The organism is Bowmanella denitrificans, from assembly GCF_002887595.1.
Classification (GTDB): Bacteria; Pseudomonadota; Gammaproteobacteria; order Enterobacterales; family Alteromonadaceae; genus Bowmanella; species Bowmanella denitrificans.
In genome coordinates, this window is the sequence record NZ_PEBU01000003.1 from 142,235 (window position 1) to 155,200 (window position 12,966).

The following is a 12,966-nucleotide window of genomic DNA, read 5'->3' on the forward strand; positions in this document are numbered from 1 at the left end:
GTTATAAGAAATCCATAAAGAGAACCCTATGATCAGTGTATTTGACATGTTTAGTGTTGGCATCGGCCCGTCCAGCTCCCATACCGTCGGCCCTATGCGTGCCGCCAAAGCCTTTTTGCAGGATCTGAAAGACCAGGGGCTGTTTGAGCGCACTGATTTTGTCAAAACCGAGTTGTACGGTTCACTGGGTCAGACGGGTAAAGGCCATGGCACAGGTAAAGCAGTCATTCTTGGCCTGCTGGGGCACGATCCGGAAACCGTGGATGTGGATCAGGTTGACGCAATGCTGGCAGATATAGATAAAACCCAGCAAATTAACTTAGGCGGCGAAAAGCACGTGAGTTTCCCCCGTGAAGGTGCCATTGTCTTCCATCGCCGAAAAACCCTGAAATTGCACTCCAATGGCCTGAGCTTTTTTGCTTACCAGGGCGAAGAGCTACTGGCCAGCCAGACTTACTACAGCATTGGTGGCGGCTTTATTATTAAGGAACAAGACTTCGAGGACGAAAAAGCCACTGCTCTCAAGCATGATGAAAAACCGGTGCCCTTCCCGTTTGAAACCGCCGCCGAGCTGATGGCGCACTGCAAAGAGCACGGTATGCGCATCAGTACCCTGATGCTGAAAAACGAGCAGGTATTTCAAAGCGAAAAAGAAATTCGCGCCAAGCTCTGGCATATCTGGCAGGTGATGGCGGCCTGTGTGGAAAAAGGCAAAATGACCGAAGGCATACTGCCTGGCGGGCTGAAAGTGAAACGTCGCGCCCCGGATTTGTATCGCAAACTGCAAAACGAGAAAAGTGCCGATCCGATGGCAGCCATGGACTGGGTTAATCTGTTTGCCCTGGCAGTCAATGAAGAAAATGCGGCCGGCAGCCGCGTGGTAACCGCTCCAACTAACGGTGCTGCTGGGATTATTCCGGCGGTACTCTGTTACTTCGATAAGTTTGTGCGCAGCGTGGATGAAGATACCGCTGTACGCTATCTGCTGACCGCAGCGGCCATTGGTATCCTGTATAAGAAAAATGCCTCAATTTCCGGCGCCGAAGTAGGCTGTCAGGGTGAAGTGGGCGTCGCCTGCTCTATGGCCGCCGGTGCATTGGCTGAAATATTGGGGGCCAGCGTATCAGCGGTGGAAAACGCTGCCGAAATCGGTATGGAACATAATCTGGGCCTGACCTGCGATCCGGTCGGTGGCCTGGTGCAGGTGCCCTGTATTGAACGTAACGCCATGGGCTCCATCAAGGCCATTAACGCTGCCCGCCTGGCCATGCGCGGCACCGGCGACCATAAGGTTTCACTGGATAAAGTGATCAAAACCATGTGGGACACCGGCAACGATATGAAATCGAAGTACAAAGAAACGGCTAGAGGCGGTCTGGCGGTAAATATCATTGAATGCTAAGCCGTTTCTTTTCCGGGCAGGAAGCCCGGTCACCCGCGGTAGCTCCAGATAAATCACACTTTATCGCCAGGGCGAAGGCGGGTGAACAAGCGGCTGAACAAGGATGGGCAGCAGCGTAAAACAGTCAACGGCAAGAGGCGGTCTGGCGGTAAATATCATAGAGTGTTAAGCCGTTTCTTTACCGGGCAGGAAGCCCGGTCACCCGCCGTAGCACCAGATAAATCACACTTTATCGCAAGGGCGAAGGCGGGTGAGCAAGCGGCTGCACAGGGATAGGCAGCAGCGTAAAACAGTCAACGGCTCGCGGCGGTCTGGCGGTAAATATCATAGAGTGTTGAGCCGTTTCTTTTCCGGGCAGGAAGCCCGGTCACCCGCCGTAGCACCAGATAAATCACACTTTATCGCAAGGGCGAAGGCGGGTGAACAAGCGGCTGCACAGGGATAGGCAGCAGCGTAAAACAGTCAACGGCAAGCCTGCTGTATAAAATCCGCCCAGGCTTTGGTAGTAGTCAAGTTCGTAGGCTACGCTCTATCTGATTATCAGCGTTGACACTCAGATTGTTACCTACAATTGGTAGGGCACAGTCTATTCTGGAGCAAGGATGTCATGAAAATTATTGTCTGGAATATCCAAAAAATTACCGCCGAAAAGGCCGAGCAGTTTTCCCCCGTTATTGGCGACATTATTACTGGCATAGTGGGTATCGAACCCTTTATTTTTGTCATTCTTGAGAATAAGACCAAAGGTGAACAGACTCTTAATGCCGTTGGTACAGGATTGCGGGTTTTGTCACTGCAATGTGCGGCAGTCAGCCTTGGTGGCGCAAATGGCTTGAAGGAAAATATATTGATATTTTCCGGAAACGGCGCGACATTCAGTGATGTTAGCCAATACACAGGCTGGCAAGCTTCATTTGATATACAGTGCAATGCGATGCATCAGCGTGAATATGCGGCAGCGCAAGCAGAGGTTAACCGCCTTAATCAGCTAAGACCGGCTCGCACCAGCACTGCCGCTTCACGAACCGCCAGTTTGGCATCAGTACAACAAGACACATTGCGCCCGGCGCTGGACTTTCGTAACCCCGTCAGCATTACTACCCACCACGACGGCCAAACGTCACGTTTTTTAGTCTTGCATGCTCCTGGGCCCTCACAAGGCGAACAGCATGAGTCCCCCTATGCCATAACCTATGCAAAATGTGTACTGGAGTCGGCCACTACTCATCAATACCCAATTGTGTTGGGAGATTTTAATTTACGCCAAAATATGCCTTATGTAAGCGGCTTTATGGATGCTGGGGTAAGAATTGGTGCCACCACCAAAGGACGGGAAGATGGGCGCCATACCTACTCAAGACTGGACAGATGCTATATCTCGCCAGGAACGCCGTTATCAGTTGAGCTTTACACTGATGGGCCGGATAAAACCCTGACGGATCATCATTGCCTGGTCGTAAGTTTGGAACAGCGTGCGCAAAGGTTAATCCCAGATTACTTTGCCTTTGAACCATCCCCACACAGACGTCAGGAAATTCGACGCGTAAACCGGGAGGAAGTCAGAAAACAGCGAATCGCTAGTTTCAAAAACACAGATCTGAAACTTAGCACCGAAAAACGAAGAGCACGCCAACAAGAAATTAATGCACAAAGAAGACAAGAACGGTTCAATGAGTTTCGACAATTAAACAAATTTGGGCAAGATTAACCCTGGCAATGGCTCGCAACTGACTCATGGTTAATACTATTGAGTCTTCAGCTGTTTTTTGACGGGCAGGAAGCCCGGGCGGCAGCGTAAAACAGTCAACGGGATGTCGGACTTAAGTCCGACCCACTGTGGGTTGGGCTTTAGCCCAACAAAGATAGAATACCGCACCTTGCCTATAGTGCTGCTCTGCATGCCTTTCATTGCACCACAGCGCCCTGGCTAGAAACAGGTACAAGGTTGAACGTCATACCAAGATTGCTCGCCCCAAAAGCCTGCTGCTGACTATTTACTCAGCATTTTTTGCCACAGTGCCTGTACCTGAGCCTGATCGGCGCTTTCCAGTTCGCGATTGGCGAAAGCCTGCGTCAGACTTTGCTGCATGGCGCTGTCCAGTTTCTCCAGGCAATATTCCGCACTATTTAAAGCGCGGGCCACCATCAATGAAAAATGTCCACTCAGGTAACTGGAAATAAACAGCTCGTGATCGCTGCCATCCATTACTGCCTGGTCAAAGGCGGCTTCCACCTCATCGACAAATTGATTAAAACGTTGCTCTGACATGTTATTCCTTACTACTATATTTCACCGCAGAGACACCAAGATCTCAAGCAATTGCAGCAAACTCTGCGTCTATTTCTTCGTGCCTCTGTCACAGCGAGAAGCTTTGTGTGCAGTTCTCTGTGCCCTCTGTGACTCTGTGGTTTAGCAATACACAGACGTTATTCGGGTGAAGCAACCGGGTAAAGTACCTGGTCGTGGAAGCCGGTAATCACCGGTATTAACCCGCTTAATGCCTTATCCAGTTCTGCATCGCCAGTATCAGCAATCAACGGCCGGCCATTAAGTGACTGCAATTTGGTTTTAGTGGCCACCAGCAGAATATTGTCCCGGCCCACAGCCCGAATCAACGCCGGACTCAGTTGTTGGTTGCCACGGCCGAAAATATGTCCCTGACCACCAATTAAGGTAATCACCAACTTGGCTGGCTGGCCCTGAATCGCTTCGAGTAATTCCCCAGCACTAAGATCGCTGGCCACTAACTGCTGATGCCGGACCAAATCCACCCCCAGCAGCGTATTTTCCAGGCCCATTTCCGTCATAATGGCCGCCACGGTCGAACCCGAGCCCATAATAAACAGCTCATCGTCCATCTGTTCAATCACATGGGCGGCGATATCTTCCAGCACCAGCTCATCGGACTCCCGGCCGCCCATTTTGACTGCCTGCACATAGCGCAGCTCAGAAGGAATTCGCATTTCGCCGTAGCGGCGGGCCCGTACTTTGCCCTCGCGAAAGGCAGACTCATCAATATCCATCACATCGGCTTCAAGCAAACTGACCAGCTCGCCCTGCACCAGCATTTCTACCAGCCGCCCGGCAGCCTTAGGCGTTACGCAGTAAACTCCGGAGTGAATTTTACAGCCAGCCGGAATCCCCAGTACCGGTACTTTGTCTTCCACCGCGCTACAGATATTGCGGGCCGTGCCATCACCGCCGGCAAACAGCAATAAATCCACTGGTTCTGCCATCAGTGCCTGGGCAGTATTTTCGGTATCCTGCGGCTCAGACTGAGCAGGACTTTGATAAATACAGCGGCAGCGAAAGCCCATTTCCCGGCACAGGTCCTCCCCCATCGGCCCGGATGCGGTAAGGATTTCAAGCCTATCCGCATAGGGCAGTAAAACACTCAGCGCCTGACGGGTACGCTCGGGGGCAAGCTGTTTTGCCCCCATGGCCAGGGCCTTCTCCCTTATCTCTTTGCCATCACTGCCCTTCAAAGCCAGAGCACCGCCAATACCGGCATAGGGGTTGATTATCAGCCCTAGTTTAAAGGACATCATATTCCTCCACAGCAAAGTCTGCCGCACAGATGGTTGGTGTTTGATAAAAGTCTTGCAGGCAATGCATTAACTGCCTGGCTCTGGGCGGGAAGCCGTTTTGCAGATATTTAACGGCCTGAGCTAGCACGGCGCGACTAAAGGCGGCACGATCCGGCTCTACGCCATTAAGATTGTCGGTACTGACCCGAAACGTCTTGCCCGCAGCTACGCATAAGCCCCATTCAATGGCCTGAGGTTTGACTTCGACTTTCTCAAATTCCGCCTGCTGCTCGGCATTGCGCCCATCCGGGCAATACCAGTAACCATAATCTTCCAGCAAACGGCGTTTTGCCCCCGCCAGACACCAATGGGCAATTTCATGCAGGGCACTGGCGTAATAGCCATGGGCAAAAATAATCTGATGAAATGGGGTTTGCGCGTTAGCTGGCAAATACAAAGGCTCATGGTTACCGCGCACCAGACGTGTGTTATGACTGGCCGCAAACTGGCCGTTAAACAACCTGATTAAATCTTCAACCTGATGTACGTCTGACACAACGGCTCCACTACCACAATAACCGGCGCGGATTGTATCACCGGCTGAGCCACGGCCCAAGCCGTGTACTAACGGGTAGCAAGCAAGTCGGCGGCCAGTTGCTGTGCCGACAACCTCTCTTTACCAACCTGCTGACAAATAGCCTGTGCTTCAAACCAGTCTTTTAACGCGGGTAACGGTTTCTCTGGCATAAAAACAGGCAAATCACCCACCATGCCAAATTGCGGTGCAATGCGGGCCAGAATAGTCTGGATCCCATAATCATCGATATTGGCAAAGTTGTGCAAGAAATCAGCCTGCATTTTTTCATCGGCGCCGCCTTGCTGACTGGCTTGGTTAAGGACTTGCAGCGCGGCGTAATAAGCTTGTTTGGACTGGTTGGTGCTGCCTTTAATCATATGCTCAACCCTGGTGTCCAAGCGCAGATAACGCTCTTTCTGACCAGACAGCAGGTACGACAGTAACAGATTAATCCCGCTGTTTGTCATAGCACTGCGTCTGCCTGCCAGTTGATTATATTCCAGCGCTTGCGCGAAATGCGGCGCCGCTGCCAGCGGCTCACCTTTCATAAGCAGTACCACACCGAGATTGTTGTTACCATTGGCCTGATGAACAGTCGCGCCTACTTGCTTCGCTTTGCGAATGACAGCTTCATACATGGTAGTGGCCGACTCATAGTCAGCCTGAAAACGAAAAATAAGGGCCAGACTGACAGACAACGCCAGCTTCTGGTCAATAGTCACGCTCTGGCTTATGGCACATTGAAAAGCCCGCCCGGCCTGGGCAAAGGCCTGATGTTCACGAAAATAAATGCCTAACGCACTCAGCAGTGACACTTGTTTGTGCGCCCGAAACTGGCTCACGTCATACTCCACCAGGGATTCCAGTGCCTGAGTTGCAATGGCAGATTTATCCATAGATTTAGCCGCACGATAGGTGGCGAAGTACCAGTCGAACTGCTCTTCTGGACTGAGATATTGTAAGAACGGCAGGTTATTTTGCAGGGTATTGAGGGCCCTGGCCGGCATGGTCATCAGGTAATTGTTGGCCTCTGCAAATAAAGCCCGACCTTTTTCGGTCTGGCTATCCGTAGTACTGGCGTCCTGCGCACTAACGGGCAAATACCAAAGTAAACTCAGGCCAATCACAGTGCGCATGGTGAAACGATGTAAACCGATGCGTGTTGGTAACCTATACAACAACCCTCCTCTGACTCACACTATGTGCAGTCGTCTCAGCCCGGCATGACAACTTAACTATAGCAAAGGCATAGGGTTTATTGTTTATGTAGAAAAATACCTAATGTATGAAATTTGCCAGACTGACAAGCCGGCAGGTGGCCCGGCTTGTCACTTAACCTTTTGGTTTAGAAGGTCACACTAAAACCTACTGAAGGCCGGATACCAAAGTCATCTTCTTCCTCCTTGATAATCAAATCTGACGTGGACTTGACCTTAGGGTAATCTAGATCCACATGGCTGATGTTTTCCACGCCGAGGATATTCATCACTTCCATCACCAGCTTGGCATCCAGACCAAAGAAATCGACTTTACGCTCCAGCCTCACATCCAGGCGACCATAAGTATCGAATCGTTCTGAGAAAGGATCGCCATACACCGGCAAAAAGCGCCCTTCAAAGTCAGGATTATGTTTAACACCCACTATGGGCGTATAGGCCTGACCGCTACGGGCGGTCAAATTAAAGCCAGCATTCCAGCGCTCATTGATTTGATAGTTAAACACAGCATTGATCACCAGCGGCGTATCTGCATAGTAATCACGGGTGATATCCGTACGCAGGTCGGTGCGCTCACTCTTGCCATAACTGACCGACAACCAGCCATACCAATCTTCGGTGCGGTTTTTGTTGATCATCAGGTCCACTCCATAAGCCCGCCCTTCTACCTCGTTGCTGTACAGCTTATCCGCATCAGCATAACCGTTTAGCGCCAAGGGTAGCTTGTCCATGGTCTTGTAATAGGTTTCCAGTGACCAGCTCCACTCATCAGCCAGGTCCTGCTCAAACCCCAGACTGGTATGCATTGACGTCTGAGATTTCAGTTGCGGATTACCAATCTCTTCCATCAGATAGGGAATATCCTGCATGCGGTTATAGCGGCCGGCTTTGAAGTTAATACGATTGCTGTCATCTAACTGGTAGCGAAGGGCCAGTCTGGGGTTAACAAAATTCTCATCGGTCAGATCATTGCGATGCCACTGCACGCCAAGCTCAGACTCCAGCGCCTCGCTAAGCTGCCAGATATGCGCCACCGACAACATTTGGCTGGCAAAGTCCACCTTACGCTGGTCCTTTATACGCTCACCTTTATTCAGGTCACAATCGGGATCCAATTCGGTACAGGTGTACAAAAACATGTCGTAATCTACACTGAATTGCTGATCATAATAGGCCGCATCCACCACTAGGTGATGACGGCGATTTAAGCGGTAATTTAGGCGGCCTTTGAGCGACACTTGCTTATTCTTAACGTCCTGGTAAAAGCCATCCGTACCTGTGGCCGCTTTACCGTATTCCAGGCGCTCATCACCGCTGAGCGCCCCCACGCCCAGCTTAAACTGATAGTCATCAGCAAAGTGATCCCAGATCAGACTTTGGCTGTTAAAACCGCGTTTAAAGATTGCATCGCCCTGATATTCAGGATTCTTCAATGACAATTCGGCCCGCTCATTAAAATTGGCCGCCGCGCTGTCATTAGCACCGGTAAAAGACAGACTGAACTGGTTATTACCGTTGGGCTCCCACATCAGTTTGCCCTGGTAATCGTTATCATCCGGCGCGTCGTTAATGACCACGCCGGTCTTCTCACCGTCCTCGTCTTCCAGCTCTTCACCTTTGGAGAAAAACAGTGGCAACATGCTTTTACGTCCGGACAGGTAGAACGCCAGATTATCGCTAATGGCCCCTTCGACAAACACACCGGAGTTAAACATGCTCATATCCACAATGGTTTTGACATTCTGATGGCGTGGATTACGCAAGGTCACATCAAACACCGCGCCGGTAACGTTGGCATAGCTGGTACCGTAGGCCGCTGAATACAGTTGAAAGTCTTGCAACAGGTACTTGTTAAAGATGGAATTGCCAAAATCATGGAAAATATAGCCAGCTGGCATAAAGTCCACTTCAAAGCTGTTATCACTGGGGGACGAACCACGCACGGCGGGTGCCGCCATCGAGCCACCGGCAGCCACGACACCTGGCAGGGCAAATACCGCCTGCAGCGGGTCGCCCAATGCGCCGGGCATGGCAATCAGTTTTTCACTGTTTTCGGTAATCTCAGACAAAATACTGCTGCGTTTGTGTACAACTTCTATCTTTTCAACCTGCTCCTGAGCATAAGCCCCCTGGGCAAAGACTAAGGTCAGTGCAATAGCGGATAATTTGAACGTTGGTTCCAGCTTTAACATAACGTGTTCCTGATGTTTTGAGTGTGACATCAGAGTAATCAAGTCAGTGTCTGAGAGCTGTGAGAGCTGTGTGGCGAGATGTTGTGCTTTGTAAAAAGCTGTATTGGGGTGAGCCGGTCTGTGTCAGACCGGCCTGGGTATCTCTTCACATTGCAGTTTTCTGGCCGGGATCAGCACAATCACCAATAGGGCCACTGCCACCACCATAGCCGCAGCAATAAAGGTCTGTTCAGCACCCTGGCCCTGGTTCCACAGCAGCCCGGCAGCATAATTACCGATAGCGCCCCCCAGCCCTCCTGCCAGACTCACATACAAGGCCTGACCGCGACTTTGGAAGCGACGACCGAAATAGCGGTGGATAAACTGAATGGCGGTGGCATGAGTCAGGCCAAAGCTGGCAGCATGAATACACTGACTCAGAATAAGAATACCAGGGAAGTGGGCAAAACGCGCCAATACCCACCAGCGAATCACGGTCAGGACCAGACTCACCAGCAGCATCTGCTTTATACCAAAACGCTGAATCAGGCGACCGGCTTTAAGAAAAATCAGGATCTCGGCGACCACCCCCAAAGACAACAGTAAACCGGTTTGTAAACCGCTGTAGCCGAGGTCTTTCATATACAAGGTAAAGAAACTGTTATAGGGGCCGAAGCCTACTTGCAGTAAACACAGGGCCAGAATAAAGCCCAGAAACACCGGGCTGTTGATCTTACTCCAGATCGACCCGGTGTGCGGCGTATCATCCGGTACCTGCTGCGGCTCACGCAAGCGACTGCTGACCAGCAACAAGGCAGCCAGTAAGCTGACACAAATGGCCAGTAACACTTCGGTGCCAAACCAGTCAATTAAACGCCCGGCGCTGATGGTCAGCAGAATAAAGCCCATACTGCCCCATAGGCGAATACGGCTATAACGATGTGCATCACCGCCGACACTGTTAAGGGTGATCACTTCCATCTGTGGCATGATGGCGGTCCAGAACATCATGATCAGGCCGAAGCATAAGGTCAGTCCCCAGAATCCGTCGGCGAAAAAAATCACAAAAAAGCTGACCAGGGCCAATAGTGCACCCAGTTGCAGGATACGCAGGCATTTACCGCTGCGATCAGCCAGATTGGCCCACAGATTCGGCCCCAAAATACGCGTCAGAGTAATCAGGCCCAGTAACTGACCGATTTCTACCGACGTTAACCCACGGCCATCTAAAAACATGGCCAGATAAGGGGTTAACACCCCTAACTGACCGAAATACAGCAGGTAGGCCAGGGCCAGCCAAATCAGCGGGCCGCGACCAGGTAAAGATAGGTTACTCAGAAAGATGTCCTGGCAAAATAGGGGTGTGTGATTGTACGTCGGCATTCTGCCCACGATGGCGCAGGAAATGGTCCATCAGCACCAACGCCAGCATGGCTTCGGCAATGGGCACGGCGCGGATGCCAACGCAAGGGTCGTGACGGCCCTTGGTCACAATCTCGGCCGCTTTGCCCTGTATATCGATGGTGTCACCCGGCACGCTGATACTGGAGGTGGGTTTTAAGGCCAGATGTACCAGAATATCCTGGCCACTGGAAATCCCTCCCAAAATACCGCCGGCTCGGTTGCTGGCAAAACCCTTTGGCGTCATGGCATCACGGTGTTCGGAGCCTTTTTGTTCCACCACCGCAAAACCGTCGCCTACTTCAACACCTTTTACCGCATTGATGCCCATCATGGCATGGGCAATATCTGCATCCAGACGATCAAACACCGGTTCGCCCAGTCCCACTGGCACATGTCGGGCCACCACTGACACCTTGGCACCAATGGAATCACCGGATTTTTTCAGATCGCGCATATATTCATCCAGCGCGTCCAGTTTGCCAGGGTCGGCACAAAAGAACGGATTGTCGTTGGTGATAGCCAGGTCCACCGGTTCAAGCCTGATTGGCCCCAACTGCGACAAATAACCGGTGATTTCAATACCTAGTTTGTCCTTCAGGTATTTTTTAGCAATGGCTCCCGCCGCCACCCGGATAGCAGTTTCCCGGGCACTGGAACGACCACCGCCGCGATAATCACGCAGGCCGTATTTCTGCTGATAAGTATAATCGGCGTGACCAGGCCGGAAAATATCCTTGATATTGGAATAATCCTTGGAACGCTGGTCGGTGTTTTCGATTAGTAACCCAATGGACGTACCGGTGGTTTTACCTTCAAATACGCCGGAGAGTATTTTTACCACGTCATCTTCACGACGGGCCGTGGTATAACGAGAGGTGCCAGGCTTACGTCTGTCCAGATCTACCTGCAGATCAGCTTCGCTTAACGCCAGCCCCGGTGGGCAGCCATCGACCACACCGCCGATGGCAATGCCGTGGCTTTCACCAAAGGTGGTCACGGTGAAAAGTCTGCCAAAATGATTTCCAGCCATAGTCTTGTTGTTATCCTGCTTGTTGATTCCAATAGGCCACCAGATCAGCACGGCTGATGGCAAACACACCCAGTCCACCCTGTTCAAAGTCCAGCCAACTCAATGGCAGCTCAGGATACTGCTGTTCCATATGTACCATGGAATTACCCACTTCAATAAACAGCCAGCCCCGCTCGCTAAGATGATCCGGCCCATCTTTGAGTAATTGATGCACCAGGTCCAGCCCGTCAAAACCGGCCGCCAGACCCAATTCGGGTTCGTGGTGAAATTCTTCGGGCAAATCAGCCATATCCTCGGCATCCACATAGGGAGGATTGGCAATGATCAGGTCATAGCGCTGACCACCGAGGTTTTGATACAGATCTGATTGAATCGGGAATACCCTGTCGCCCAGGCCGTGCTCCTGAATATTGATATCCGCCACCTGCAGCGCATCCGCGCTGATATCCACCGCATCCACTTGCGCGCCTGGCCAGGTATGGGCTGCGGCAATGGCAATGCAGGCACTACCAGTGCACATATCCAGTATGTTGTCCGGCTCAAAGTTCAGCCAGGGTGAAAATTGGTTGATAATCAGCTCGGCAAAGGGCGAACGTGGTACCAGTACGCGCTCATCCACGTAAAATGGTAAACCGCAAAACCACGCCTGATTAGTCAGATACGCCAGCGGGATACGTTCATCCACCCGCCGCTGCACCAGTTCTACCACCTGCTGCTTTTCTGACTGGGTCAGACGTGCGTTGTACAGTGCAGCAGGATCCTGCTGCGGCAGGTGCAATACCTGCAGTACCAGGCAAACCGCTTCATCCCAGGCATTGTCGGTACCATGCCCAAAATACAAGCCCGCCTCATTAAAACGGCTCATGGCCCAGCGCATCATATCCAAAATTGTTTGTAAATCGGTGACGGCATCTGGCCATGTAAGCTTGTCTGTCATAAATCTCTACCTGAAAAAAAATGCGCGCCTATTATGCCAGTTACCTGACTGGCTGCCGATAGTAAAATCAGCCAAACTTTGCCCTTAAGCACAGGCTTGCTATTATGCCGCCAGTTTTGCCCTGGCTCTCTACCTTATGACCAAGAAATCCGATCTGAACGAAGAAGAGTTATCGCTGTTTCGCAGCGAAGTTCAGGGCGTCAGGCGTATCAAGCAGGACAAAATACCCCCTCGCCCACCGGCCAGCAAGCATAAAACCGCAGAACTTAGACAAAACCGGACTAACCAGCATTGTGTTGCGCAACGCCAGGCCCGTCAGGCAGCGGCCAGTTTCGCTTTCTCTGACGGCTTTGAAGCCTGGTTTGACCCAAATCAGCCGATTAAATACACCAAGCCCGGCAGTGACAGTTATGAAGTAAAACGCCTGCGCCGCGGCGACTACCCACCGGATCTGATTCTGGACTTACATGGCTTGAAGCGCGATGACGCCAAACTGGAAATCGCCGCCTTACTGCATACTGCTGTCAAACAACATTGCTACTGTGTTTGCATAGTGCACGGCTTAGGTGAACATATATTAAAAAAATCCGTGCCCAACTGGCTGGTACAACACCCCGACGTACTGGCATTTCATCAGGCACCGCTGGAATGGGGCGGCAATGGCGCGTTGCTGGTGTTACTTAAAGCCTGTTGACCTTTT

11 protein-coding genes are annotated in these 12,966 nt (G+C 51.5%); 3 read left to right on the forward strand and 8 right to left on the reverse strand.

The genetic code is table 11. The features are described from left to right. Nucleotides 1–28 precede the first annotated feature (28 nt). Nucleotides 29–1,402 (forward strand): L-serine ammonia-lyase, encoded by a 1,374-nt coding sequence (locus tag CSR04_RS07355; RefSeq protein WP_102795625.1) that lies wholly within the window; start codon nucleotides 29–31, stop codon nucleotides 1,400–1,402. 607 nt (nucleotides 1,403–2,009) lie between these two features. Next, nucleotides 2,010–3,110: an endonuclease/exonuclease/phosphatase family protein gene (locus CSR04_RS07365; protein WP_102795627.1), complete on the forward strand. Its 1,101-nt coding sequence runs from the start codon at nucleotides 2,010–2,012 to the stop codon at nucleotides 3,108–3,110. A 282-nt stretch (nucleotides 3,111–3,392) separates the two neighbouring features. Here the strand turns inward: CSR04_RS07365 and CSR04_RS07370 are convergent, their stop codons facing one another. From CSR04_RS07370 to prmB, 8 genes are all read right to left on the reverse strand, one after another. Beyond that, on the reverse strand, nucleotides 3,393–3,671 hold the full coding sequence (locus CSR04_RS07370) for a YfcL family protein (RefSeq protein WP_102795628.1): 279 nt from the start codon (nucleotides 3,669–3,671) through the stop codon (nucleotides 3,393–3,395). A gap of 158 nt (nucleotides 3,672–3,829) precedes the next feature. Further along, nucleotides 3,830–4,948, reverse strand: coding sequence for an ATP-NAD kinase family protein (locus CSR04_RS07375; RefSeq protein ID WP_102795629.1), 1,119 nt, complete (start codon nucleotides 4,946–4,948; stop codon nucleotides 3,830–3,832). Continuing rightward, nucleotides 4,938–5,486 (reverse strand): elongation factor P hydroxylase, encoded by a 549-nt coding sequence (locus CSR04_RS07380; RefSeq protein WP_102795966.1) that lies wholly within the window; start codon nucleotides 5,484–5,486, stop codon nucleotides 4,938–4,940. The genes CSR04_RS07375 and CSR04_RS07380 overlap by 11 nt, the downstream gene beginning before the upstream one ends. A gap of 68 nt (nucleotides 5,487–5,554) precedes the next feature. Then, nucleotides 5,555–6,685 (reverse strand): hypothetical protein, encoded by a 1,131-nt coding sequence (locus CSR04_RS07385; protein ID WP_146027121.1) that lies wholly within the window; start codon nucleotides 6,683–6,685, stop codon nucleotides 5,555–5,557. Between the two features lie 167 nt (nucleotides 6,686–6,852). Beyond that, a complete protein-coding gene (locus CSR04_RS07390) occupies nucleotides 6,853–8,916 on the reverse strand; it encodes a TonB-dependent receptor plug domain-containing protein (protein ID WP_102795631.1) in 2,064 nt (687 codons plus the stop codon). A gap of 123 nt (nucleotides 8,917–9,039) precedes the next feature. Continuing rightward, nucleotides 9,040–10,278, reverse strand: a complete 1,239-nt coding sequence (locus CSR04_RS07395; RefSeq protein WP_102795632.1) for an MFS transporter — start codon at nucleotides 10,276–10,278, stop codon at nucleotides 9,040–9,042. Further along, nucleotides 10,226–11,329, reverse strand: coding sequence for a chorismate synthase (gene aroC / locus CSR04_RS07400; protein WP_102795633.1), 1,104 nt, complete (start codon nucleotides 11,327–11,329; stop codon nucleotides 10,226–10,228). Before aroC ends, CSR04_RS07395 begins: the two co-directional genes overlap by 53 nt. Nucleotides 11,330–11,339: 10 nt before the next feature. Beyond that, nucleotides 11,340–12,266: a 50S ribosomal protein L3 N(5)-glutamine methyltransferase gene (gene prmB, locus CSR04_RS07405; RefSeq protein ID WP_102795634.1), complete on the reverse strand. Its 927-nt coding sequence runs from the start codon at nucleotides 12,264–12,266 to the stop codon at nucleotides 11,340–11,342. A 136-nt stretch (nucleotides 12,267–12,402) separates the two neighbouring features. Between prmB and smrB the strand changes: the two genes are divergently transcribed. Beyond that, a complete protein-coding gene (gene smrB, locus CSR04_RS07410; RefSeq protein ID WP_102795635.1) occupies nucleotides 12,403–12,960 on the forward strand; it encodes an endonuclease SmrB in 558 nt (185 codons plus the stop codon). The last annotated feature ends 6 nt before the right edge of the window (nucleotides 12,961–12,966 follow it).

What these genes read in the sequence shown, in the direction of transcription:
- CSR04_RS07355 (WP_102795625.1), top strand. Translation starts at nt 29, where the DNA reads ATGATCAGTGTATTTGACATGTTTAGTGTTGGCATCGGCCCGTCCAGC.
- CSR04_RS07365 (WP_102795627.1), top strand. Translation starts at nt 2,010, where the DNA reads ATGAAAATTATTGTCTGGAATATCCAAAAAATTACCGCCGAAAAGGCC.
- CSR04_RS07370 (WP_102795628.1), bottom strand. Translation starts at nt 3,671, where the DNA reads ATGTCAGAGCAACGTTTTAATCAATTTGTCGATGAGGTGGAAGCCGCC.
- CSR04_RS07375 (WP_102795629.1), bottom strand. Translation starts at nt 4,948, where the DNA reads ATGTCCTTTAAACTAGGGCTGATAATCAACCCCTATGCCGGTATTGGC.
- CSR04_RS07390 (WP_102795631.1), bottom strand. Translation starts at nt 8,916, where the DNA reads ATGTTAAAGCTGGAACCAACGTTCAAATTATCCGCTATTGCACTGACC.
- CSR04_RS07395 (WP_102795632.1), bottom strand. Translation starts at nt 10,278, where the DNA reads ATGCCGACGTACAATCACACACCCCTATTTTGCCAGGACATCTTTCTG.
- aroC (WP_102795633.1), bottom strand. Translation starts at nt 11,329, where the DNA reads ATGGCTGGAAATCATTTTGGCAGACTTTTCACCGTGACCACCTTTGGT.
- prmB (WP_102795634.1), bottom strand. Translation starts at nt 12,266, where the DNA reads ATGACAGACAAGCTTACATGGCCAGATGCCGTCACCGATTTACAAACA.
- smrB (WP_102795635.1), top strand. Translation starts at nt 12,403, where the DNA reads ATGACCAAGAAATCCGATCTGAACGAAGAAGAGTTATCGCTGTTTCGC.